27 protein-coding genes are annotated in these 23,105 nt (G+C 62.1%); 13 read left to right on the forward strand and 14 right to left on the reverse strand.

Annotated features, from left to right (window positions below; genetic code table 11):
* Window positions 1-26 precede the first annotated feature (26 nt).
* Window positions 27-728 (reverse strand): uracil-DNA glycosylase, encoded by a 702-nt coding sequence (ung, locus tag ATY78_RS23615; RefSeq protein WP_088684726.1) that lies wholly within the window; start codon window positions 726-728, stop codon window positions 27-29.
* A gap of 232 nt (window positions 729-960) precedes the next feature.
* Between ung and ATY78_RS23620 the strand changes: the two genes are divergently transcribed.
* The 3 genes from ATY78_RS23620 to ATY78_RS23630 all read left to right on the forward strand — a co-directional run bounded on the left by ATY78_RS23620 (window position 961) and on the right by ATY78_RS23630 (window position 4,288).
* A complete protein-coding gene (locus tag ATY78_RS23620) occupies window positions 961-2,385 on the forward strand; it encodes a phosphomannomutase (RefSeq protein WP_088684727.1) in 1,425 nt (474 codons plus the stop codon).
* Between the two features lie 35 nt (window positions 2,386-2,420).
* Window positions 2,421-3,848, forward strand: a complete 1,428-nt coding sequence (locus tag ATY78_RS23625; protein WP_088684728.1) for a mannose-1-phosphate guanylyltransferase/mannose-6-phosphate isomerase — start codon at window positions 2,421-2,423, stop codon at window positions 3,846-3,848.
* Window positions 3,849-3,982: 134 nt separating this feature from the next.
* Window positions 3,983-4,288 (forward strand): hypothetical protein, encoded by a 306-nt coding sequence (locus ATY78_RS23630; RefSeq protein ID WP_088684729.1) that lies wholly within the window; start codon window positions 3,983-3,985, stop codon window positions 4,286-4,288.
* A 9-nt stretch (window positions 4,289-4,297) separates the two neighbouring features.
* Here ATY78_RS23630 and ATY78_RS23635 read toward each other — a convergent pair whose 3' ends face one another.
* Window positions 4,298-5,248 (reverse strand): endonuclease/exonuclease/phosphatase family protein, encoded by a 951-nt coding sequence (locus tag ATY78_RS23635; RefSeq protein WP_088684730.1) that lies wholly within the window; start codon window positions 5,246-5,248, stop codon window positions 4,298-4,300.
* Window positions 5,249-5,463: 215 nt separating this feature from the next.
* On the opposite strand from ATY78_RS23635, the gene ATY78_RS23640 reads away from it, so the two are divergent.
* A complete protein-coding gene (locus ATY78_RS23640; protein ID WP_088684731.1) occupies window positions 5,464-6,480 on the forward strand; it encodes an NAD-dependent epimerase in 1,017 nt (338 codons plus the stop codon).
* A 36-nt stretch (window positions 6,481-6,516) separates the two neighbouring features.
* Here ATY78_RS23640 and ATY78_RS23645 read toward each other — a convergent pair whose 3' ends face one another.
* On the reverse strand, window positions 6,517-6,903 hold the full coding sequence (locus tag ATY78_RS23645) for a hypothetical protein (RefSeq protein WP_088684732.1): 387 nt from the start codon (window positions 6,901-6,903) through the stop codon (window positions 6,517-6,519).
* 239 nt (window positions 6,904-7,142) lie between these two features.
* Window positions 7,143-7,295 (reverse strand): hypothetical protein, encoded by a 153-nt coding sequence (locus ATY78_RS28640; RefSeq protein ID WP_190237512.1) that lies wholly within the window; start codon window positions 7,293-7,295, stop codon window positions 7,143-7,145.
* Window positions 7,296-7,576: 281 nt separating this feature from the next.
* Between ATY78_RS28640 and ATY78_RS23655 the strand changes: the two genes are divergently transcribed.
* The 7 genes from ATY78_RS23655 to ATY78_RS23685 all read left to right on the forward strand — a co-directional run bounded on the left by ATY78_RS23655 (window position 7,577) and on the right by ATY78_RS23685 (window position 16,211).
* Window positions 7,577-9,667 (forward strand): phospholipase D-like domain-containing protein, encoded by a 2,091-nt coding sequence (locus ATY78_RS23655; protein WP_088684734.1) that lies wholly within the window; start codon window positions 7,577-7,579, stop codon window positions 9,665-9,667.
* A 328-nt stretch (window positions 9,668-9,995) separates the two neighbouring features.
* Window positions 9,996-10,700 (forward strand): CerR family C-terminal domain-containing protein, encoded by a 705-nt coding sequence (locus ATY78_RS23660; RefSeq protein WP_088684735.1) that lies wholly within the window; start codon window positions 9,996-9,998, stop codon window positions 10,698-10,700.
* The gene (gene hlyD / locus ATY78_RS23665) at window positions 10,697-11,707 is read left to right on the forward strand and encodes a secretion protein HlyD (protein WP_088684736.1); all 1,011 of its coding nucleotides are present in this window, start codon (window positions 10,697-10,699) and stop codon (window positions 11,705-11,707) included. The genes ATY78_RS23660 and hlyD overlap by 4 nt, the downstream gene beginning before the upstream one ends.
* A complete protein-coding gene (locus ATY78_RS23670; RefSeq protein ID WP_088684737.1) occupies window positions 11,704-13,449 on the forward strand; it encodes an ATP-binding cassette domain-containing protein in 1,746 nt (581 codons plus the stop codon). The genes hlyD and ATY78_RS23670 overlap by 4 nt, the downstream gene beginning before the upstream one ends.
* Complete coding sequence (locus ATY78_RS23675; protein ID WP_088684738.1) at window positions 13,446-14,573, forward strand: ABC transporter permease; 1,128 nt, start codon at window positions 13,446-13,448, stop codon at window positions 14,571-14,573. Before ATY78_RS23670 ends, ATY78_RS23675 begins: the two co-directional genes overlap by 4 nt.
* A 1-nt stretch (window position 14,574) precedes the next feature.
* Window positions 14,575-15,687 (forward strand): ABC transporter permease, encoded by a 1,113-nt coding sequence (locus ATY78_RS23680; protein ID WP_088684739.1) that lies wholly within the window; start codon window positions 14,575-14,577, stop codon window positions 15,685-15,687.
* A 128-nt stretch (window positions 15,688-15,815) separates the two neighbouring features.
* Window positions 15,816-16,211 carry a DUF1236 domain-containing protein gene (locus ATY78_RS23685; RefSeq protein ID WP_088684740.1) on the forward strand — a complete coding sequence of 132 codons (396 nt, stop codon included), beginning with the start codon at window positions 15,816-15,818 and terminating at the stop codon, window positions 16,209-16,211.
* Between the two features lie 73 nt (window positions 16,212-16,284).
* On the opposite strand, the gene ATY78_RS23690 is transcribed toward ATY78_RS23685, so the two are convergent.
* From ATY78_RS23690 to ATY78_RS23715, 6 genes are all read right to left on the reverse strand, one after another.
* On the reverse strand, window positions 16,285-16,722 hold the full coding sequence (locus ATY78_RS23690; RefSeq protein ID WP_088684889.1) for an EamA family transporter: 438 nt from the start codon (window positions 16,720-16,722) through the stop codon (window positions 16,285-16,287).
* Between the two features lie 285 nt (window positions 16,723-17,007).
* Entirely contained in the window at window positions 17,008-17,691 is a 684-nt protein-coding gene (gene plsY, locus ATY78_RS23695) for a glycerol-3-phosphate 1-O-acyltransferase PlsY (RefSeq protein ID WP_088684890.1), read from the reverse strand.
* 117 nt (window positions 17,692-17,808) lie between these two features.
* Entirely contained in the window at window positions 17,809-18,852 is a 1,044-nt protein-coding gene (locus ATY78_RS23700; RefSeq protein ID WP_088684741.1) for a Gfo/Idh/MocA family oxidoreductase, read from the reverse strand.
* Window positions 18,853-18,861: 9 nt separating this feature from the next.
* Window positions 18,862-19,647, reverse strand: coding sequence for a ThuA domain-containing protein (locus ATY78_RS23705; protein WP_088684742.1), 786 nt, complete (start codon window positions 19,645-19,647; stop codon window positions 18,862-18,864).
* A 193-nt stretch (window positions 19,648-19,840) separates the two neighbouring features.
* Window positions 19,841-20,182, reverse strand: a complete 342-nt coding sequence (locus ATY78_RS23710) for an SMR family transporter (protein ID WP_088684743.1) — start codon at window positions 20,180-20,182, stop codon at window positions 19,841-19,843.
* 16 nt (window positions 20,183-20,198) lie between these two features.
* Window positions 20,199-20,762 carry a TetR/AcrR family transcriptional regulator gene (locus ATY78_RS23715; RefSeq protein WP_088684744.1) on the reverse strand — a complete coding sequence of 188 codons (564 nt, stop codon included), beginning with the start codon at window positions 20,760-20,762 and terminating at the stop codon, window positions 20,199-20,201.
* Window positions 20,763-20,924: 162 nt separating this feature from the next.
* Here ATY78_RS23715 and ATY78_RS23720 point away from each other — a divergent pair, with 162 nt between their 5' ends.
* Both ATY78_RS23720 and ATY78_RS23725 read left to right on the forward strand, forming a co-directional pair.
* Window positions 20,925-21,320, forward strand: coding sequence for a group II truncated hemoglobin (locus tag ATY78_RS23720; protein ID WP_088684891.1), 396 nt, complete (start codon window positions 20,925-20,927; stop codon window positions 21,318-21,320).
* Window positions 21,317-21,688, forward strand: coding sequence for a DUF423 domain-containing protein (locus tag ATY78_RS23725; RefSeq protein ID WP_088684745.1), 372 nt, complete (start codon window positions 21,317-21,319; stop codon window positions 21,686-21,688). The genes ATY78_RS23720 and ATY78_RS23725 overlap by 4 nt, the downstream gene beginning before the upstream one ends.
* Here the strand turns inward: ATY78_RS23725 and ATY78_RS23730 are convergent.
* The 4 genes from ATY78_RS23730 to ATY78_RS23745 are packed head-to-tail and all read right to left on the reverse strand — an operon-like array spanning window position 21,685 to window position 23,050.
* A complete protein-coding gene (locus ATY78_RS23730) occupies window positions 21,685-22,056 on the reverse strand; it encodes a VOC family protein (protein ID WP_088684746.1) in 372 nt (123 codons plus the stop codon). The two genes, ATY78_RS23725 and ATY78_RS23730, sit on opposite strands and share 4 nt — an antisense overlap.
* Window positions 22,053-22,367 (reverse strand): antibiotic biosynthesis monooxygenase, encoded by a 315-nt coding sequence (locus ATY78_RS23735; RefSeq protein ID WP_088684747.1) that lies wholly within the window; start codon window positions 22,365-22,367, stop codon window positions 22,053-22,055. Before ATY78_RS23735 ends, ATY78_RS23730 begins: the two co-directional genes overlap by 4 nt.
* A gap of 9 nt (window positions 22,368-22,376) precedes the next feature.
* A complete protein-coding gene (locus ATY78_RS23740; RefSeq protein WP_088684748.1) occupies window positions 22,377-22,646 on the reverse strand; it encodes a hypothetical protein in 270 nt (89 codons plus the stop codon).
* Window positions 22,643-23,050 carry a DUF2325 domain-containing protein gene (locus tag ATY78_RS23745; RefSeq protein ID WP_088684749.1) on the reverse strand — a complete coding sequence of 136 codons (408 nt, stop codon included), beginning with the start codon at window positions 23,048-23,050 and terminating at the stop codon, window positions 22,643-22,645. Before ATY78_RS23745 ends, ATY78_RS23740 begins: the two co-directional genes overlap by 4 nt.
* Between the last annotated feature and the right edge of the window lie 55 nt (window positions 23,051-23,105).

Below are 23,105 nucleotides of genomic sequence, written 5' to 3' on the forward strand. Positions count from 1 at the left end.
AGTGAACGAAGATCGATCTGCGTTCACTAGGAAGCATGGGGATCGGCCGGCAGTTGCCAGTCGATCGGCTCGCGCCCGCGCGATTGCAGGAAGGCGTTCGCTTTGGAGAAATGCCCGCAGCCGAAGAAGCCGTTATGGGCCGAAAGCGGCGAAGGATGCGGCGCCTTGAGCACCAGATGCCGCGCCGTATCGACGAAGGCGGCCTTGCGCTGGGCATAGGAGCCCCAGAGCATGAAGACGACGGATTCGCATTCGTCGTTGACCTTGCGGATGACGGCGTCGGTGAAGCGCTCCCACCCCTTGCCTTGATGGGCGGCCGCCTGGCCCTCCTCGACCGTCAGCACGCTGTTCAGCAACAGCACACCCTGCCGTGCCCAATGTTCGAGAAAACCATGACGCGCCGGCGCGATGCCGAGATCCGTCTCCATCTCCTTGTAGATATTGACGAGCGAGGGAGGGATGCGCACGCCCGGCCGGACGCTGAAGCACAGGCCATGGGCTTGCCCCAGCCCGTGATAGGGGTCCTGGCCGAGAATGACGACCTTGACCTTGGAGACCGGCGTCAGATCGAGGGCGCGGAAATATTCGCTTCCTTTCGGGAATATCCGCTTGCCGATCTCCTTCTGCGCGACGAGGAAGGATTTGAGCTGCTGCATGTAGGGGCTTGAGAACTCCCCCGCCAAGGCGGCCTTCCAGCTCTCTTCGAGACTGACTGACGTATCGCTCATCCGGCAAATCCTTCGCATATGACGAAACAACGGACATACGGTTCTAACAAAATCGATCTACGCTGCAATGCCTCTCGGCAATGGGTCTACGTCTTTAGGATCGGCGGGAGAAGACTGCGAGAGGCTGTCCGAGGCATCGTCGTTCGTGTTTAACTATATGACGGCTTCGGTATTTACGCCGGCAGGCGGCCTGAGTAGAACCTTGATTGTAAACCGGGAGACATCTCTTCAAATGAAATTCGGCACGAGCGGCCTTCGCGGACTTTCAGTCGATCTCAAGGGACGCGCCTCTGCGCTTTATGCGACGGCGTTCGGCAAATATCTGCTGCAGACCGGCAAGGCGCAGACCGGCGACGTCATTCTGATCGGCCGCGACTTTCGCGATTCCAGCCCCGAAATCTCGGGCAATTGCGCAGGCGCGCTTGCCGCGCTCGGCTTCCGGGTCTTCGATTGCGGCAATGTCCCGACGCCGGCGCTTGCCCTTTACGGCCTTGAAAGCAATGCCGCCTGCCTGATGATAACAGGCTCTCATATTCCGGCGGACCGCAACGGAATCAAGTTCTACCGCCCCGACGGCGAGATCGACAAATCGGACGAGGCTGCGATTACCGCCTTGGCGGCCGAAATCGAGAAAAGCGGCGAAGCCGTGGTCCAGACGCCGGCAGCGATGGAAGATCATGAGGCGATCTGCCGGCAGCTCTTTTTCGAACGCAATACGGCCCTGCTTCCGCAAGGCGCGCTGTCGGGCCTGAGGATCGGCGTCTACCAGCACAGCACCGTCGCCCGTGATCTCCTGGTCGATGTTCTTTCCCATTACGGCGCCGAAGTCACCGCTCTCGGCCGTTCGGAAAGCTTCATCCCGGTCGATACCGAAGCCGTTTCCGAGGAGACCATCACGCTGATGAAGCGCTGGGTCTCCGATCACAAGTTCGATGCGATCGTCTCGACCGATGGCGACGGCGACCGGCCGCTGGTCGCCGACGAAACCGGCACGCCGCTGCGCGGCGATCTTCTCGGCCTCGTGGCGGCCAAGTTTCTTGGCGCCGGCACGGTGGTGACACCCGTCACCTCCAATTCCGGCATCGAGGCCGCAGGCTCCTTTACCGTTACGCGCACCCGCGTCGGCTCGCCCTTCGTCATCGCGGGCATGGAAGAGGCCGTGGCCAGGGGCCAAGATCATGTCATGGGCTTCGAAGCCAATGGCGGGCTGCTGACGGCCACCTCCTTCGACATCAACGGCCGGAACGTTCGCGCCTTGCCGACGCGCGACTGCTTCATCCCGATGCTGGCGATCCTGTCGCTCGCCGCCATTCGCGGAGAGCCGCTCTCCGCCATTGCCGCTTCCTATCGCCTGCCCTTTGCCGCCGCCGACCGCCTGGAAAATTTCCCCGTCGAGACCAGCGCGGCGCTGATGGCGCATCTGCGCGCCTCGGATGAAAATCTTTCCGCTTTCCTGCGGCCGATAGGCAAGCTAGGGACAAAATCCGACATCGATGGCCTCAGGGTCACGCTCGGCGATGGCCGGATCATCCATTTCCGCCCTTCCGGCAATGCGCCTGAAATGCGCTGCTACGTGGAAGCCGGCAGCGAAACCGCAGCCCTGGACCTGCTGAATGCAGGGCTCAATCGAATAAGAGACTGGGCAGGCGCCCAATAATCATGCGACGAACACGTATTTCGAGGAAACCGCCTATGACGCAGAAAATCGTTCCCGTGATCATGGCCGGCGGCAAAGGCACGCGGCTCTGGCCGCTTTCCCGTGCCACTGCGCCGAAGCAATTCATCCAGTTCGTCGGCGACAAGACGCTGTTCCAGGACACCCTCGAACGCGTGTCCGATCCCGCGCTCTATGAAGCCCCGATCGTCGTCACCAATGAGGAATTCCGCTTCCTGGTGGCCGAGCAGGCCCGCGCGCTTGCCGTTCCGCTCGCCGCCGTGCTGCTCGAGCCGGTGGCCCGCAACACCGCCGCGGCGGTGGCCGCGGCAGCCACGCTCGCCACCGAGCTTTTCGGCAAGGATGCGATCATCCAGATGCTCGCCTCGGACCACGAGATCCTGGCCGACAAGAGCTATTTCGATTGCATCCGCATCGCCCGCGATGCCGCGGCCGACGGCAAGCTCGTCACCTTCGGCATCAACCCGACCGAGCCGGCGACCGGTTATGGCTATATCGAGATCGGCGAGGCGCTCAAGAACGGCGCCCACAAGGTCACCCGCTTCGTGGAGAAGCCTGCCCTTGAGAAAGCCGAGCAGATGCTCGCCGATGGCGGCTTCTACTGGAATTCCGGCATCTTCATGTTCCCGGTGACGGAACTCATCGCCGAGTTGCAGGAATATGCGCCCGATGTGCTGAAGGCGGCAAGCAAGGCGGTTTCCAAGGCAAGCCGCGACCTCGACTTCACCCGCCTCGATGCCGACCATTTCGCCAAGAGCCCCGACATCTCCATCGACTATGCGATCATGGAGAAGACCTCCAAAGCCGCCGTCGTCCCCTCGCCATTCCGATGGTCGGACATGGGAAGCTGGGACGCCGTCTGGAAATCGGGCAAACGCGACGACAACGGCAATGTCGCGGCAGCCAATACGACCGTCGTCAACACCCGCAATTCGCTGGTCATGACCCATGGCGTGCATCTGGCCGTCCAGGGCATGGAAGACGTCGCCGTCATCGCCAGCGAGGACGCCGTCTATGTCGGACCGCTCAAGGACAGCCAGAATGTCGGTCAATTGGTCAAGATGCTGGCCTCTTCCTCCGCTACCGCGAAATTCGCCGAAACCCATCCGACGTCCTACCGCCCCTGGGGCGGCTATACCTCGATCCTCAACGGCGACCGCTTCCAGGTGAAGCGCATCTTCGTCACGCCGGGCAAGAAGCTTTCGCTGCAGAAGCACCACCATCGCTCCGAGCACTGGATCGTCGTCAAGGGGACGGCCGAGGTGACGGTCGGCGAGACCGTTCGGATGCTGCGCGAGAACGAAAGCGTCTATATCCCGCTCGGCGAAGTTCACCGCCTCGCCAATCCCGGCAAGATTCTCCTCGAACTCATCGAGGTGCAGACAGGCTCCTATCTCGGCGAGGACGATATCATCCGCATCGTCGACGAATTCGGAAGAACGTGAACCAGGCGCCGGAACGGCCGGCGGGCTGAGACAGTCCGCCACAGCTTCCGGCATGGCCACCATCCCTGTTGAATTCCCTCTCGGGATTCTCATAGAATGAATATGCCGACAGACCTGACAGGAGATGTCCTCTGATGCGTACCCTGCCCGCCCTTGCCGGATGCCTTTCGATCCTGCTGCCGGCAATGGCCTTTGCCCAGACGGCGAATATGCGAGCCGCCAGCGAGTCGGAAATCCGCCAGCACCTGCCCGGCACGTCGGAGCTCAAAGAAAGCAGCAACGGCTACGAATATCGCCAGGGCAACAAGAATGGCTACAAGATCAGCAATGGCCAGGTGTGCGTCCGGTTTCCCAACAAGTCGACCGATTGCGTCAGCGTGAAGACCGACGGCAAGAACTTTCAGATGATCGACCGAAAGGGCGGCCGAACCAGATTCTGACTTGCTCGCTTATTGCGCCGACGCCGTTTCGCCATCGAGAACGAATTCTGCGATCAGGCCTGAATGGTTGGAGCCGAGATTGTCGGCGAGACGTTTCAGCGACGTCAGATGAAGCGGTGCACGCGCGAATATGTGATCGATGGCGATCCCGAACCGGCCGGCGGCGATCGGCCATGTCGCCGGCTCCGGCGCCATCGTCTTCAGATCCTGCTTGCGCAGGAAAGCCTGAATGCCGGGGGCGATCGACGACGAGTTGAAATCGCCGGCCAGCACCAGCGGGCCTGAGATCGAGCCGAGCGCCTTGTCGAGATCTCCCAATTCTTCCGCCTGGTAATCGTCGAAATAGGGCTTGGTCAGGTGCGCCGACACGAGATTGACGGTCTGCCCGCCGAAATCGACGCTTGCGACGGCCAGCCTGTCTTTCCTGAGACTGCCGATGCTCGCGACCTGCCGGGTCGCGAAAGGGCGTTTGGACAGCAGCAGCGTATCGCAGCTGTCTTTGCCGTGGTCGCAGCCGATATGATAGGGATAGACCTTGAACAATCGTTGCAGATGGAATGTCAGCGGCTTGGCTTCGAGCAGATTGACGACATCGGCATTCGAAGCGATCACCATGTCGGCGATGGCGGTCGAGTTTTTCCAATTGTCGATCGCGACATTGAACGACATCAGCCGGAAAAGCGGCGCCGTGTCCGCTCCCCTGTCTTCCCCGGCAAATTCCCGCAGCATGATGATGCCGTGGGCGGTGAGAAGAAGGGCTGCGAGCAGAAGGGCAAGGCCGTAAACGTGCCTCCTGACGGCCAGGATGACGAGGCCGGCGGCGACGAAGATGACGCCGAGGTGAATCTGAAAGCTGTAGATGAAGGAGAGCAGCCAGAAGTTCGTGACATAGCGCAGCGACACGATCGCGATGGCCGCAGTCAGAAACGCCGAGAGAACCCAATAAATTATGTTTCTCATCGATCCTGGTTCCGCTCGCATAAGACCAGCCGCCATAACATGCGAGCCCATATGGTGCAACGCAGCATAATGTCCGGAAACCACGACAGCGGCGGCGCTCCAGGCCCTATCTTTCAACGGCCTATCGACTCGCCCTCTTTTTATCTTGTAAGTGGGGGCCACTTTAGACGGAATCGGCTTTTTGCCGTCGGCAGGGAGCCGAGAAAAAGGTGGGAATGCGCTACTTCATCACAGGCACGGCCGGCTTCATCGGTTTTCATCTGGCCAGACGCCTGCTGCAGGAAGGGCATGAGGTCACGGGCTTCGACGGCCTGACCCCCTATTACAACGTCAAGCTCAAGGAGATGCGCCATGCCGCACTCTCCCAGTTTCCGACCTTCAAACCCGTCATCGCAATGCTCGAGGATCGCAAAGCGCTGGAGGCGGCAGTCATCGCCGCCAAACCCGACATCCTGATCCATCTCGCCGCGCAGGCCGGCGTCCGTTACAGCCTGGAAAATCCCGAGGCCTATATTCACTCGAATGTCGAAGGCTCCTGGAACATCATGGAGATCGCGCGGCGCGTCGAAATCCGCCACCTGATGCTCGCCTCGACATCATCGATCTATGGCGCCAATGCGACCGTTCCCTTCCACGAGACCGACCGCGCCGACGAACCGCTGACCATTTATGCCGCGACGAAGAAATCGATGGAACTGATGGCGCACAGCTACGCCCATCTGCACAAGATCCCGACGACGGCCTTTCGTTTCTTCACCGTCTATGGCCCGTGGGGCCGGCCCGACATGGCGCTGTTCAAATTCGCCAAGAACATGCTCGAAGGCCAGCCGATCGAGATCTACGGCGAAGGCAATATGAGCCGTGACTTCACCTATATCGACGATCTTATCGAAGCGATCGTCAGGTTGTCGGCCATTGCGCCCAGCGAGGAGAACCGTCTCGATAACGCCGCTGTCGAAACGCTGTCGCGCCAGGCGCCCTTCCGCGTCGTCAATATCGGCGGCGGCCAGCCGGTCAGCCTGATGGATTTCGTCGAAACGGTGGAAAAGGCGCTCGGCCGTCCTGCCATCCGCAAGATGCTGGCCATGCAGAAGGGCGACGTGCCCCGCACCTTCGCCGCTCCCGATCTGCTCGTGGCACTGACTGGATATAAGCCGGATACGACGCTGGATGTCGGCGTCAAGGCCTTCGTCGAGTGGTATCTCGACGTCCACGCCGAGCTCAACGCTTAGCTTATCTCTCGAACTGCTTCCCGTTGACGCGGAGCGTCAGCGGAGAAACGTGACCGCCTGCACAGCGCCGACCGCCTTCGAAAGCACATAGTCGATGGCAATGGTCAGGCTCTTCGAATAGGCATTGATCTTGTAACCCTCCCCCTCGACCGCAGCCGGGCTGCGCAGCACGAAGGGAACGCCTGGGCGAACGAAGCCGGCGCGCGTCGTCAGGGGAATCTCCGGCGAATGGCCGATGGCGGAAGTGTACATCAGGTCGCGGCCAAGGCTCGCCGGCCCGATGGCGAAGGCCGGACCGGCAGCCGCGGTGATGCTTACGGTCAAGGCGATGGCGGCAAGAGTTTTCTGCATGTCGAAGTCCCCGTTTTCGGATCGGCGGGCATATGGTCCGCCCGGCTCCAAGCGGTCGCCGCGTCTGTCCACGCTTCGGCCGCCTTCATGAGAACACTCTACACGTCAGTATTTGCAGGGCTTTTAAGCGGATCGGTCAAATTTTAGGAAATTTGATTTTCTGTCCGGAAGGGCTTGAGACGCCTTATAACTAAAGCATGTCGCGCAAAAGTGTGCAGCGGTTTTGCGGCAACGACATGCGTAAAACAAGGACCTAAAGCGCAAGGAGCGAATCTGAAAGATAGCGACGCGCTTTAGGCACTGATCGCAGTCTAGAGAATGCGATCCAGCTTCTTGTTGATATGCAGGTTCGGCACCAATCCCGCGCTTTGGGCGGCATGATAGGATTCTCGCGCCGCATCGAACGAGATCGACCACATGATGGCGCTCAGCAGGAGCGCGATAATATAGATTTGGATACGCATTGAACTGGCAATACGGAAAGAGCTGGGCAGTTTTGTGTCAAAAAATGAGCGCATAACGAGAAAAATGGCGCGCTTTTCGTTCCGCAGCGATCGGCGCCAGGCTGCCTTTTTCGTCCTGCCTGCGTAACCGATGTCACGTTACTTTAGTATCGCCTGCCTATATATTCGAAGACATGCGCAACCGACGATAGAGTCGGTTCGTCCGCGGTGCGCAGCGAGTGGAGGGCTCGTCGTCACCGCTGCTGCAATCGTGATCTCGGCAACAACGAGGGGAGGCGTGCATGGGAAGGATTACCAAGGCAGGCGCATGGTGCAATGGCGAAGTCGCCTATCTCGCCTGGGCGGCGGATGGGCCGATTGCCGATTGTCTCGGCTTCATGATCACCCGTGTGCACGAGACCGGGCAGGACGCCGGCGCCCGGCGAATCCTGCCGACCTGGATCGCTTTCACCGATCAGTCCAATCCCGACTGGCTGGAACAGGACAGCTCGGTCTGGCCGATCCAGCAATATCAATGGCGCGACCTGACGCTGCGCCGCTCACGCGACGAGGCGACCGTTCGGCCGATCGATTTCAAGATCCATTACGAGATCACCCCGGTCGGCCTGGCAGGTCCTGGCCGGGCAGAGGTTCCCGCCTCCGGCACCGCCCCCTATCGCGACGAGAACGGCAAGCCGCGATACGATGGGCCGCAGCGGCAGCTCTTCATCCTGGACGAGCCCTTCAAGACCGGGAGCATCGACGTCACCCATGATTTCCCGGGCGGCGGCGCCATCAAGGCGACCTATACCAACGGCATCCTTTCGACGCAGAACCTTCTGCGCCAGCTGGAAAAGGTGCAGGGCGTCAAGCCCGAGAATGTCGCGCCCGGCCCGGCGATGCGCGTCACCGAAGGCCTGCTGAAGACGCTGAAGGAGCACATCCCCAAGGAGAACGATCCGATTCGCCTGTTCCTGACGGCCGATGTGCTGAGCTTCCTGACGATGCTGATCGACCGCGCCGAAAAGGGAAATGGCGAACTCTATCTGGCGCTTTACGAGCTGCACGATCCGGAACTGGTCAGGCGGCTGACGGCGCTCGTCGAGGCGGGCAAGGCGCATGTCATCCTCTCAACCTCGGGCTCCACCGATCTCAACAAGAAGGGCGACGCGCCGCCGAGGAAGCCGGTCGTCTGGGATACCGGCAATCACGATGCGCGCATCGGCCTCCATGCCGCCGCGCCTTGTGCCGACCGCGTGCAGGATCGCCTCTTCAACAACAACAGCCACATCGGCCACAACAAATTCGCCGTCTATGTCGAAGGCGGCGTCGCCCGCACCGTCATGACCGGCAGCACCAACTGGACGGAAACCGGCCTTTGCACCCAGTCCAACAATGTCATCCTGATCGACGACAAGAAGGTCGCAGACCGCTTCCTCGCCTATTGGAAGCTGCTGCGGGACGATCCGCAGCCTCCGGGCGTTCCCTTGACCGTTTCCAACCATGGCAAGACCGCCGAGGGTTTTGCGCCGAGCAAAGGCGTGCAGGGCACAGCGCTGCGCCAGGCCAATGCCGCATTAAGCGTGCCGGTGAAGCTGGCGGACGGCAAGACCACCGTCGAAATCCTGTTTTCGCCCAACACCAAGGCGCCGACCAAGAACAAGACCTCACCGACACCAGTCGATCTCAGCCGCGTCTATTCGCTGATGGAACATGCTGACAGCGCCATCCTGTTCCTTACCTTCTATCCCGGTGTGCGCGGCGAACAGAACGTCATCGGCCAGGCGGCCGATCTTGCCGCCAAGCGGCCGGAACTGCTCGTCCAGGGCGCGATCAGCAATCCGGCAGCCCTGCCGCCGGCAAAACCCGGTGAACCCACGACCTATACCAAACCCGACGGCACGACCGAGGATCTGCCCCAACGGGCGATCTGGTGGCCGGGCGGCGATGCCAGCCGCGTCGCCATGGTGCGGGCCGCGGCGATCTCCGCCCAGTTCGGCGACCTTCGTCCAGAACTGCTCAGCGCCGGCCACGCGATCATCCACGACAAGATCGTCGTCATCGATCCGCTCCATCCCGACAACTGCACCGTCATCACCGGCAGCCACAATCTCGGATACAAGGCCTCCTACCAGAACGACGAGAACCTGCTGGTCATCCGCGGCAACCAGTCGCTCGCCGTCGCCTATGCGATCCATATCCTCGACATCTACGACCACTATGTCCTGCGCGCCAAGCTGCAGGAAGAGTTGCGCCAGTCGCTGATCGAGACGGGCCGGCCGCCAAAGGCGGATTCCGGCGGCGGCTTCCTCAATACCAAGGCCACCTGGCAGGGCCGCTGGTTCGCTCCCGCCAAGGGCCCGTCGAGCCGGGATTATTTCCTCGGTCTTTGAGAAGACTTCACGATTGCACCGATTGAAGAGAGGGCGTCCGGCCGACGGACGCCCTCTGTTTGTTGACGAAGTTTCCTCCGTCATGCTCGGCCTTGTGCCGAGCATCTAACCACAATAATTGTTTGGGGGAACCCATTTATTTTCAGCCACTTAATTGACCGGAGCAGATCCTCGGCACAAGGCCGAGGATGACGCCAGACAAAGAACCAGAACGTCAAAAGGCAACGGAGTGCGAACGAAGAGATCCTCTTCATTCGTTCAAACGATGGCTTGTACAGTAATATATCATTCGATTGACTGATTTATCGATCAGTGCTATAAAACCGTCATGACCAAGCCAAACGACAACCAAACCACACCAGCCTCCGCCCGCGCCGAGATCGCGCGCCAGAAGATGCTGACCGCCGCTCTCGACGTCTTCGGGCGCTACGGTTTCGACGGCGCCTCGACGCGCCAGCTGACCGAAGCCGCCGGCGTCAACCTGCAGGCGATCCCTTATTATTTCGGCAGCAAGGAAGGCCTCTACATCGCCACCGCCGAATATCTGATGATGCGGATCGACGCGCATGTCAGCGGCATGAGGGCGCGCATCGGCGCACAGCTCATGGCGCTCGACGCGGCCGGCGAGCCGCTCGGCGAGGCGCAGGCCCGCCTCTTCCTCACCGAAATTCTCCAGACCATGGTAACGCTCTTCGTCGCCAAGGAATCCGAGCCCTGGGCCCGCTTCCTCATCCGCGAGCAGATGGAACCGACCGAGGCATTCAAGCGGGTCTATCAGGGCATCATGCGGCCGATGATTGAAATGGGCCGGCGGCTGGTCGGCGCCATCCTTCGCGAGGACCCGGCGTCGGAACATGTGCGCCTGCGCACCTTCAATCTCGTCGGCAGCATTCTCATCTTCCGCTTTGCCCATGCCTCCGTGCTCGCCCAGATGGAATGGGACACATTCGGCCCGGAACAGGTGGAAATCCTGCGGGGCCTTGCCGCCGAACTGGCCGATGTCATCGGCCCGCCGAAAGGAGGTGCGGCATGAAACGCATCCTTCCCCTCCTCGTCCTTCTCCTCGCTGCGGCAGGAGCCGCCGCCTGGTGGTACGGCCTGCCCGAGCGGTTCGGCTGGCTGCCCGAGGCGCGCCGCGAATTCGTGCTTTACGGCAATGTCGATATCCGCCAGGTCTCGCTCGGCTTTCGCGTCAGCGGCCGCCTCTCCGAACTCCGTGTCGACGAGGGCGATGTCGTCAAGAGCGGAACGGTTTTGGCAAAGCTCGACGCCGCGCCCTATGAATTTGCCGTGCGCTCCGGCGAGGCCAATGCCGCAGCCCTTCGCGCAACGCTCGACAAACTGAAGGCCGGCCCGCGGCCGACCGAGATCGCCCAGGCGCGCGCCGCCTATGACGAAAGCCTCGCGGATATGCAGAATGCCAACCTCGCTTATGACCGCGCCCGCCAGCTTCGCCCGCAGGGCACGATTTCCGAAGCGAGCCTCGATCAGGCGACCGCCGCAAAGGCGATGGCCGCCGCCCGCTCGCAATCCGCCAGCGAGGCGCTGAAGCTGCTGCAGGAAGGCTCCCGCATCGAGGATATCGCCGCCGCCGATGCCCAGCTGAAGGCGGCCGAGGCCACACTCGCCTCGGCCCGCACCTCGCTCGCCGACACCGAACTGCGCGCGCCGAACGACGGCGTCATCCTCTCGCGCGTGCGGGAAAACGGCGCGATCGTCTCGCCGGCCGATACCGTCTTCGTGCTCTCGCTCACCGAGCCCGTCTGGGTGCGCAGCTACGTCGCCGAACCCGATCTCGGCCGCATCCATCCGGGCATGAAGGTCTCCGTCGCCTCCGATACGGCGCCCGACAAGCCCTATGAAGGCACGATCGGCTTCATATCTCCCGTCGCCGAATTCACTCCGAAATCGGTGGAGACGCCGGAACTGAGAACCGATCTCGTCTATCGCCTGAGGATCGTCATCGACAAGCCCGGCCCGGACCTGCGCCAGGGCATGCCTGTCACCGTGCGGCTTTCCGCGCCGGCAGGCGGACAATGACGACCGTCGAAACCAGCCGGGACGACAAGCCGCTCGTCCGGATCGACGGCGTCACCAAGCGTTTCGGCGACGCGCCTCCGGCCCTCGACGCCGTCTCCGGCGTCATCGGCGGCGGCGCGATCACCGGCCTCGTCGGCCCCGACGGCGCCGGCAAGACGACGCTGATCCGCCTGATGACCGGCCTCATGCTGCCGGACAGCGGCACGATGGAGGTTCTGGGCTTCGACACCCGGAAGAATGCCGCCGGCATCCAGGCGGCGATCGGCTACATGCCGCAGCGCTTCGGCCTCTACGAGGACCTCTCGGTGCAGGAAAACCTCGATCTCTATGCCGATCTGCGCGGCCTGCCGAAGAGCGAACGCGCCGGCGCCTTCGACGAATTGCTCACCTTCACCGACCTCAAGCGTTTCACCGGCCGGCTCGCCGGAAAGCTTTCCGGCGGCATGAAACAGAAGCTCGGCCTTGCCTGCGCGCTGCTGAAGAAGCCGCGCCTGCTGCTGCTCGACGAGCCGGGCGTCGGCGTCGACCCGATCTCGCGCCGCGACCTCTGGAAGATGGTCGAGAACCTGACGAAGGAAGGCATCGGCGTGCTCTGGTCGACCGCCTATCTCGACGAGGCCGAAGCCTGCGACCATGTGCTGCTCTTGAACCAGGGGAAACTGCTCTTCTCGGGAAAACCGGAGGAGATGACGGAGCGCGTCGACGGCCGCGTCTTCCGGGTCTCCGATGTCACCGGCCGCCGCCGGCAGGTTCTCGCCGAACTGCTGCAGGCCGATGGCGTCATCGACGGCGTGATCCAGGGCGAGGCGATCCGCCTGGTCGCAGCCAGCGGCAAGACACCCGATATCGGCAAGGCCGGCAATGGCGCCTCGCTTTCCCCTGCCCCGCCCCGTTTCGAGGATGCCTTCGTCGACATGCTGGGCGGCGGTCCCGGCGGCCGCTCCAGGCTCGCCGAGGCGCAAGAGCCGCTGAAGGCCGAGGGCGACCGCCCGGTGATCGAAGCCAGGGGCCTGACCAAGCGCTTCGGCGATTTCACCGCCGCCGACGACATCAGCTTCGATATCCGCCGCGGCGAGATCTTCGGCCTGCTCGGCCCGAACGGCGCTGGCAAGTCCACCACTTTCAAGATGCTCTGCGGCCTATTGAAGCCGACCGGCGGCGAAGGCCGCGTCGCCGGTTTCGATCTCCGCCGCGATGCCGCCGAAGCCCGCAACCAGCTCGGCTACATGGCGCAGAAATTCTCGCTCTACGGCGATCTCACCGTCATGCAGAACCTCGAATTCTTCGCCGGCGTTTATGGCCTTCGCGGGCAGCATAAGCGCAAGCGCATCGAGCTGATGGCCGAGATCTTCGATTTCGGCCGCCATGCCAACGAGGCCGCCAAGGACCTGCCGCTCGGCCTCAAACAGCGCCTGGCGCTTGCCTGCGCCGTCATGCACGAGCCGCGCGCCCTCTTCCTGGACGAGCCGACATCAGGCGTCGATCCGATCACCCGGCGCGAATTCTGGACGCATATCAACGCGCTGGTGGAAAAAGGCGTCACCGTGCTCGTCACCACCCATTTCATGGACGAGGCGGAATATTGCGACCGCATCTCGCTGATCTATCGCGGCCGCTCGATTGCGCTCGGCTCGCCCGACGAATTGAAGGCCCGGGTCGCGACCAGGGAGCAGCCGGACCCGACGATGGAGGATGCCTTCATCGCGCTGGTGCAGCAGTCGGAAGCGGAGGATGCGGCATGAGCGCCTCATCAGGCCGGTTACGGCGTTTGTTTGCCCTCGTGCGCAAGGAAAGCTTCCAGGCGGTCCGCGATCCGAGCAGCATCCTCATCGCCTTCGTGCTGCCGCTGATCCTGCTCTTTCTCTTCGGCTACGGCGTCTCGCTCGATACCAGCCGCACCCGCATCGGCCTCGTGACCGAGGAGATGACGCCGCTGACGCAGGACCTGTCGGCGAGTTTCCAGGCCTCGCGCTATTTCGATGTGACGATCGGCCGTGACCGGCGCCTGTTCGAGGACGATCTCGTGATCGGCAAGGTGCGCGGCATCGTCATCATCCCGGCCGATTTCACCACGCGCTACACCGCCGGCAACCGTCCCGCTCTCCAGGTGATCGTCGACGGCTCCGACCCGAACACGGCAAATTTCGTGCAGAATTATGCGCAAGGTGCCGTCGCCAACTGGGAACAGCAGAGACAGGCGGATGTCGCCTCGCACAGCCCTGCCATCACAGTCGAGCAGCGTTTCTGGTTCAATCCGGAACTCACCAGCCGCAATTTCCTCGTGCCGGGCTCTATCGCCATCGTCATGACGCTTGTCGGCACGCTGCTCACCTCGCTCGTCGTCGCCCGCGAATGGGAGCGTGGCACGATGGAGGCGATGATGGCGACGCCGGTGACGGCGGTCGAACTGCTCGCCGGCAAGATCCTGCCCTATTTCCTGCTCGGCCTCACCTCGATGACGCTCTGCGTGCTGCTGGCGGTCTTTCTCTTCGGCGTGCCGTTCCGCGGCTCGGTCGCGGCTCTTTACGCATTGTCGGCCGCTTTCCTGATCCCGGCGCTCGGCCAGGGCCTGTTGATCTCGACGGCGACGAAAAACCAGTTCCTCGCCTCGCAGCTGGCTCTCATATCAGCCTTCCTGCCGGCCTTCCTGCTGTCGGGCTTCCTGTTCGAAATCAATTCCATGCCTGCGGTCATCCAGTGGATCACCTTCATCGTGCCGGCGCGCTACCTGATCCCGAGCCTTCAGACGGTGTTCCTCGCCGGCGACATCTGGCCGATGTTCGCAAAGGCAATCTCCGTCATGCTGACGATCGGCGCCATCATGTTCGTGCTGGCCGCCCGCAGCACCAGAAAGAGGATCGGCTGAGATGGGATGGACAAGGCTTTACGCCCTCATCGTCAAGGAATTGCTCGCCGTGCTGCGCGATCCCAAGGGGCGCGCCATCCTGATCGGCCCGCCGATCGTCCAGCTTCTCGTCTTTTCCTATGCCGCGACGCTCGAAGTCCGCAATGTCGACGTCATGATCCTCAATCGCGACAGCGGCCATTGGGGCCAGGAACTGATCGAGCGCATCGACGGCTCGCCGACTTTCCGCAACATCGAAGTCGCCGCGAGCCAGGCGCAGGTCCAGGTGGCAATCGACAATCAGACCGTGATCGCCGCCGTCGAGATCGGCCCGGATTTCTCGCGCAATATCGAGGCGGGAACGCCGGCCGACCTGCAGGTCGTGCTCGACGGCCGCCGCTCCAACGCCTCGCAGATCGTCGCGGGCTACCTCTCGCAGATCAGCGGCGCCCTTGCCGCCGAGACCCCGGCCGGCAAGCGAACCGGCGCCGAAATGGTTTCGACGGTGCCGCGCAACTGGTTCAACCCGAACCTCACCTATCAATGGTTCATGGTGCCGAACCTGATCGCCAGCATCGCGCTGCTGATCGGCCTGATCGTCACGGCTTTGTCGATCGCCCGCGAGCGCGAGCTCGGCACCTTCGACCAACTGATGGTCTCGCCGCTGCGCATGCACGAGATCCTGATCGGCAAGCTGATCCCGCCGATGATGATCGGCCTCTTCCACATCACCGTCTATATCCTCGCCGCCGTCTTCCTGTTCGAAGTGCCGCTGCGCGGCTCGCTCTTCCTGCTTTATGGCAGCGCGGTCTTCTACCTCGGCTCGGTCGCCGGCCTCGGCCTCTTCATCTCGGCGCTGTCGATGACGCAGCAGCAGGCAATCCTCGGAGCCTTTCTGTTCATGGTCCCGGCCATGCTGCTCTCGGGCTTCGCCACGCCGATCGAGAACATGCCGGCCTGGCTGCAGCCGATAACACTCATCAACCCGCTGCGCTATTTCCTGGTGATCGTCAAAGGCGTCTTCCTCAAGGATATCCCTTTGAGCGAGGTGGTGAACCAGACGATCCCGCTGGCGCTGATCGCCACCGTCACGCTCAGCGCTGCCGCCTGGCTCTTCCGCCGGCGCCTGGAATAATCCCATCCCCACGCATGCTTCAGCCGCCTCACAGAATATGAACCGGCCTTCCAAAGCGTGATTCTCCTGCTGGAACATCGGATTTGCGTTGTCGTTACCCAAACGCAATCCAACAAAGGAGAAGCAAAATGTACAAGATTCTACTTGTCTCCAGCGCCCTTGCGCTGTCGTCACTCGCCACCAACGCGCTGGCTGACGGCGCCGTCACCGGTGCTGCCGGCGGCGCCATCACCGGCGCGATCGTCGGTGGTCCCGTGGGTGCCGCCATTGGCGGCGTGGCCGGCGGTGTCGCTGGCGCCGTCGTCGATCCGCCGCCGCGCGAGGTCGTTACCTATGTCCAGCAGCAGCCGGCCCCGACCTCCCGCGTGGTCGTCGAGCAGCCGATCGTCGTCGGCAAGCCGCTTCCGGCCGATGTCGTCGTTACACCGGTGCCTGACAACCCGAAATACGCCTACACGGTCATCAACGACCGCCGTGTGATCGTCGAACCCCGCACCCATCGCGTCGTGCAGGTGATTGAATAAACAAGCGGCCGAGACCACTTGCGGCGGCTCGGCCACCTCCGGCCCCACCTCGGTGGGGCCTTTTTTCGCCGGATTAGGCTCTGTAGGCGACGAGCACCGCGCCTCCGGCGATCATGATGACGCCAAGCCAGTTCGGAAGCGACAGACGTTCGCCCAGGAACAGCACGGCAAAGACGGACGCGAAGACGACGGAGAGCTTGTCGATCGGTGCGACACGAGCCGCATCACCGAGCTTCAAAGCCCGGAAATAGCAAATCCAGGATGCGCCGGTGGCAAGGCCGGAGAGGATGAGAAACAGCCAGCTCCTGCTCGACACCGAAGACGGCTCCTGCCAATTGCCCGTCACATAGACCATCATCCCTGCCGCCAGCAGAATGACGATGGTGCGAACGAAGGTTGCGAAGTCGGAATTCACATTCTCGACGCCGACCTTGGCAAAAATCGCAGTGAGCGCTGCAAAGCAGGCGGAAAGAAGCGCCCAAAGCGGCCAGCTTGTGAGAAGACTTTTCATGCGGCCTGCCTTCGCCCTCTTGTGCTGATCAGCGTGAAATCTTGAAGCAAATCCAACATACGAAAAATCCGCCGGAATGGCGGCTTCGTTGTTCTCAAATACCGAAATCAGGCCTTCACTCGCGCCGCTTACGGTCGGCCGCAACAGCTTTGCCCCCCGCCACAGGCTTCCTGTCACCGTAAAGGAACGGACCGAGGGAGAGCGTCGAACTGCCCATGCCGAAGCATAACGCGAAAACATCGCAGACCGAAGCGGCTCCGCTCACCGCGGAGGCGCAGGAGCAGCTTAAACTTGCGATCCCGTTTTCGCTGCCGGACTGCTTTGCCCTATTCGCGGCTCCATCCCCGCCAGCAGCCGCTTGATATTGGCATGATGGCGCACGATGACATAAAGGCCGCCTGCAATCACCAGAAACCGGTAGGCCAACGGCTGCTCCAGGCTGAAAATGAGGACGATCGCCGTCAACGCCGCCAGCATCGAACTCAGCGACACAATCCGAAACACAGCAAGCCCGATGCCGAAAACCGTCGCCGCACCTAAACCGACCGGCCATGATATGGCGAGCAGCACGCCGAGCCCTGTCGCAGCAGATTTGCCACCTGTGAAATTCAACCAGATCGAACGGCCGTGACCTAACAAGACGGCAAGTCCGGCCGCACAAACGGCCCAAGACACCCAGCCCGTCAAATCAAGCGCTGTCGACGGCATCTCGTACCGCCATCCATAAGACCAGGGATAAAACCAGCGGGCGAAGACCACCGCCGCCGCACCTTTCAGCACATCCACCAGCAACACGACCAAGGCAGGCCATTTGCCCAGAGTCCGCAACACATTCGTTGCGCCAGTGGATTTGGAGCCATGTTCCCGGATGTCGATGCCTTTGAGCAGCTTTCCCGCCAGATAGCCCGTGGGAATGGCGCCGATCAGATAAGCGATCGCCAGTCCGACCACACCCGCTATCCAAATCATGGAGCCACCTCGCCGCTTAAAGAAAACCGCCCACGAGATCCGTGGGCAGTTCGACATCATCATACTTTCATTTCGTATGCCAGCCGGAAGCCCGGTTCACTTATCCCAAGCGTCGCATCAGACCTTCAGCTCGCGCCGCTCGCGCTCGGTCTCCATGGCGAGATCGAGCACCTTCTGCAGGTTGGCGGCGTGGCGGAAATTCGGGTCGGGCTGGATGCCGCTCGCCACCGCTTCGGCAAACCGCTGGTAGTTCGTCGGCACCGGCGCCACCTCGATCTCCTTCCAGGTGGCGGTCTCGGCATCGTCGCCAAGGCAGCCGCGCAGTTCCGATCCGGCCGGCCGGTGGATGACCTCGAGGCTGCCCTTTTCGCCGTAGATGCGCAGCTTCAGCTCGTTCAGGTGGCCCGTCGCCCAGCGGCTGGCATGGATGACGCCGAGCGCGCCGTTGGCGAAATCGACCGACATGGTGAAGCTGTCATTGGCGTCGAGCATATATTCGCCGATCTGGCCGCCCGGCGCCTTGTTGAAGGTCTTCAACCGCGCAAAGACATGATCGATGTCGGTGGCGGCGCCATAGGCGGCGAAATCGAGGATGTGGATGCCGACATCTCCGAGCACGCCGTTCGAGCCGTGGCCGGTGGAAAGCCGCCACAGCCAGGTCGATTCCGTGCGCCAGTCGCCCCAGGCGCGCGAGACGAGCCAGCTTTGCAGATAGGAGGCTTCGACGTGCTTGATCGTACCGAGCTCACCGGCAAGCACCATTTCACGGGCGCGCTGCAGCGGTGCGACATTGCGGTAGGTGAGGTTCACCATGTTGATGACGCCGGCCTTTTCAGCCGCTTCCGTCATCTCTAACGCCTTCGCGTAGTTTTCCGCCAGCGGCTTCTCGCAGAGCACATGCTTGCCGGCGGCAATCAGCGCCAGCGTCGTCGGGTGATGGATGCGGTCGGGCGTGATGTTCGTCGCCGCATCGAATTCGCCCCAGGCGATCGCCTCATCCAGAGAGAGGAACCGCTTCTCGATGCCGAACTTGTCGGCAAAGGCGGAAAGCCGGTCGGGATCGGTGTCGACGGCGCCGACCACCGTTACGCCATCGATTTTGCTGAAGTGGGTGAGCTGGTTTTTCGCCATCACGCCCGTGCCAAGAACGAGTAGTCGCATGGATGCTCCTCAGCGGTAACCGGCTTCGCCGGCCTGGTGCAGTTTCGGGCCGCGTTCGACGATCGGCTCCAATGCCTTCTCTACCGGCACATTTGGAGCGTCGGTAATACCAGTCAACGCGCCTTGCGGGTTATAGGCCCACTTGACGCCGTTGATCAGCACCTTCTGCACCGTGGCGTCGTGATAGGTCGGATAGGTCTCGTGGCCGGGGCGGAAATAGAAGATGTTGCCGGCGCCGCGCCGCCACGTCAGGCCCGAGCGGAACACTTCCCCGCCCTGGAACCAGGAGATGAACACCGTTTCGAGCGGCTCCGGCACCGAGAATTGCTCGCCATACATTTCCTCGTTTTCGAGTTCGAAATGCTCGCCGATGCCGGCGGCGATCGGATGGCGCGGATTGATCGTCCACAGCCGCTCGCGCTCACCCGCCTCGCGCCATTTCAGCGCGCAGGGTGTACCCATCAGCCGCTTGAAGATCTTCGAGAAATGGCCGGAATGCAGAACGAGAAGGCCCATGCCCTCCCAGACGCGCTTGGCGACGCGCTCGACGACGACGTCGGACACGGCGCCATGATCCTTATGGCCCCACCAGGTCAGCACGTCGGTTTCGGCAAGGCGGGCCTCGCTCAGCCCATGCTCCGGCTCCTGCAGCGTCGCGGTGGTCGCGGAGATGGCGGGATCGCTGTTCAGCGCTTTGGCGATCGTCGTGTGCATGCCTTCGGGATAGATGCCCCGGACGATCTCATTGGTAGTCTCGTGGATATTCTCTCCCCAGACGACGGTGCGTATGGCCATGATGTGCTCCTCTGGAAGCTGGAAGTATCGGCAGGCGGGAAAAGCAGAATTCAAAGCGCTTTGGAAAAAGGCGCTGGGTGCGCCTCGATCTCCTCCACGTCAAAGCAACACATAGCCCTTTGTCAGGAGTTTGACAAAGGGGAAAATTTCTCTCGCGAGCTTTGGAGGAGGATTCTAGAATTTCACAATGAAATCAATGCGAAACGGATTTCGAGAACAGATTGACCACGACGACGCCCGATATGATCAGCCCGAGGCCGACGATCGCCGGCGGGTCGAGGCGCTGCTTGAAGAAAATCAGGCCGACCGAGGAAATCAGCACGATTCCCAAAGCGCTCCAAATCGCATAGGCGATGCCGACGGGAATGCTCTTCAGCGTGAGCGACAGGCAATAGAAGGCCGCCGCATAGCAGGCGACGACGAGTGCCGTCGGCCCGATGCGGGTGAACTGCTGCGACAATTGCAGCGCTGTCGTGCCGATGACCTCGAGCACGATGGCTGCAAAGAGCAGCCCGTAGATGGCGGCCTGGCTCATGGCGGTATCCCCTGGATTACTTTCCGGTCAATTCGACGAGGCGGTCGATGAGATTCCGCCTCAGCGCATCGGCGATATCATGGCTCTCCAGCGTATCCGCGAACCACAGCCCGTCGGCGGCGAAGCGCACGATCTGCGCATCGAGCGAGGAATCGGTGCCGACATATTCCTCGGCTCGCGCCTGCACCCATTGGCGCCAGCGAAGGCGGAGCCGGGGTTCGGCGAGAAGCGCGATCGTCACCTGCGTCCAACCCCTGGAATCGTCGGGACGATCCTTGAGACCGGACACCGCCCTGAGATAGGCGCGGGTGAAACGGCCCTGCGGCATGGGATCGCCACGCATCAACTCCTCGATATCGGCATCGAACCTTTCGAGCAGGCTCTCGAACAGCGCGTCGAGCAGCGCATTCTTCGTCGGGAAGTGATGCAGCAAGCCGCCCTTGCTGACGCTGGAGGCGGCGGAGACCGCATCGAGCGTCACAGCCGCCATGCCTTCGCTGGCGGCAAGACGCGCGGCGACCTCCAGCAACTGCTGGCGCACGAGAGCCGGTTGTTTCTTGCGATGGTGAGCGTTTGACATGAGAGATAAAAGATACCGTCCGGACGGTTTTGTCAAGAAGAATCGTTGGAACCCCTGCCTCGCGGGCATTATGCGCGAAATGCCGCGGCGCCTTGATGACAGTTGCGATCATTTTCCATCAGGTGCATGAAGAGGCCGGGGAATGATATCGGGGATGGTTTCGTGACGGAGAAGGTCACCACTCTATATGAAGCGATCGGCGGCGATCCCACCGTGCGGGCGCTGACGCACCGCTTCTACGCGCTGATGGATACGCTGCCGGAGGCAAGCAACGTGCGCGCCGTGCACCCGCCGAGCCTTGAAGGCAGCGAAGAGAAATTCTACGAATATATGAGCGGCTATCTCGGCGGCCCGCCGCTCTATACCGACAAACGCGGCCATCCGCGCCTGCGCAGCCGCCATTTCGTCGCCGAGATCGGCCCTGTCGAACGGGACGAATGGCTGCTCTGCTTCCGCCGCGCGCTCGACGAGACGATATCAAGCCAGGCGCTGCGCGATCTCATCTGGGCGCCGGTCGAACGCCTCGCCCATCACATGCAGAACAAGGAAGAACCATGAGCCTGAACGCGCGACTGGAGCCCGTGCTCTATCTCTTTGCCGGCCTGTTCGGCGCAGCCGGCGTGGCGCTCGCCGCGCTTGCCGCCCATGGCGGCGGCGAGGCCAACCTTGCGGCTTCCGCCTCCGCCATGTGCCTCGCACACGCCCCTGCCCTGCTGGCCTTGGCGCTCGGCACCGCCAAGCTCAAAACCGCCTGGCTGGCCGGTTTCCTGATGATCGTGGGAACGCTGCTCTTTGCCGGCGATCTCGTCACGCTCCGATTCTCCGGCTCCGGCCTCTTTCCCTATGCCGCGCCGACCGGCGGCTGGGCGATGATGCTCGGCTGGCTGGCCGTGGCGGCGGGCGCAGCCTTCCCTGTCCGAACCTAACCGCGCGGCTGCGGTATGCGGCCGAAGCGCAGGAGATTTCCGTGCGGATCATGGATGTAGAATTCCTCCATGTTCCACGGCCGCACTTCCATTTCGGTCAGGCGCTCCACGCCCCTTTCGCGATATTCCGCATGAAGCGCGCCGATGCCGCCGCCGCGGAGATAGACGGAGGTCTTCTCGCAGAGACTAACATCCTCGGTACGCCAGAAATGCAGTTCCATATCGTCGCGCCGCAGGATGAGATAATCCGGCGCCTCGTAGACGATATTGGCAAAGCCGAGTTTGTCGCGATAGAAAAAGAGCGTCTCGGCGATATCGAGTGACGGCAGGACCGGCAGAACCTCGATGCGATCGGGGTCTTCGTTCATATGCCCTCGACCACGTTAAAACCCTCAAAAACCGGCGGCCCCTTGTACATCGCCTTGCGGTCTCCGGCATTGCGGTGCGCCGCGCGAAAGTTCTCGGACTTCGTCCAGTTCTGAAAATCTTCTTCGCTCTTCCAGACCGTGTGCGAGGAATAGAGCGTGTAGCCCTCTTCTTCGTTGGCCTTGCCGCGCAGCAGGCGGAATTCGACGAAACCGGGCACCTCGGCCAGGCTGGAATCGCGATTGCGCCAGACCGTTTCGAAATCGCCCTCGGTCCCGGTTACGACCTTGAAGCGGTTCATTGCGATATACATGAAATCTCCTTACGCCTTCTTGGCCGCCTTCGCAGCAGGCGAGGGAAAGGCGAGAACATTATTGCCGTTTGCCGCAGCCGCGCCAAGCGGTCTTGTCGCCGCCTCCCCAGGCATGCGCGCCTCCCAGGTCGGGAACAGCGTCACATTCTGATGGATCTGCTGGCGTGCGGTGTGCTGCTGGAACAGTTCGTAGAGTTCGGGCACGAGGCCGTCGCCGCTCTGCGCGGCGAGCTTGTGCAGGCCGATCATGGTGAAGCCGTCGGGGCGCTGGTCGTTCATCGGGAAGTGTCTCGTTCGTTCATCGTCTGCAGCGCACGTTCCAGGCTAGACTTGCTGCCGTTTCGAAGCGGGATGAAGGCCTTGCTGAACTTCTTGCAGCCGGTCTTCACGCGCAGGCAGGCATCGTGGCTGATACAGTCGATGGGGCAGAACACGCAGTCGACGGAGGGAAGCAGCGTGTCGATGCGGGAGACCGCCTCGCGCAGGCCGCCATCGTGATGAATGAGCTCGGCGCCGAAATTGCTGGCGATCTGGCGCAGATGCGCCACCTGGCAGTCACGCCCGCCGACATAAAGAAAACTGCGGCCACCCAGTTTGGATCGTCCGTTGGATGCCTGTCCGGCCTCCTCGCCCGCACTCTCGCGGACCTCCCGGTTCGATCCCTTCTTGCCCTTGCGAGCCATATGCCACCCGTTCGCTGGTTGATCGTCACACGATTCCTGCGTGTGCGGACGGACC

The organism is Rhizobium sp. R635 (assembly GCF_002211285.1).
Lineage (GTDB): Bacteria > Pseudomonadota > Alphaproteobacteria > Rhizobiales > Rhizobiaceae > Rhizobium.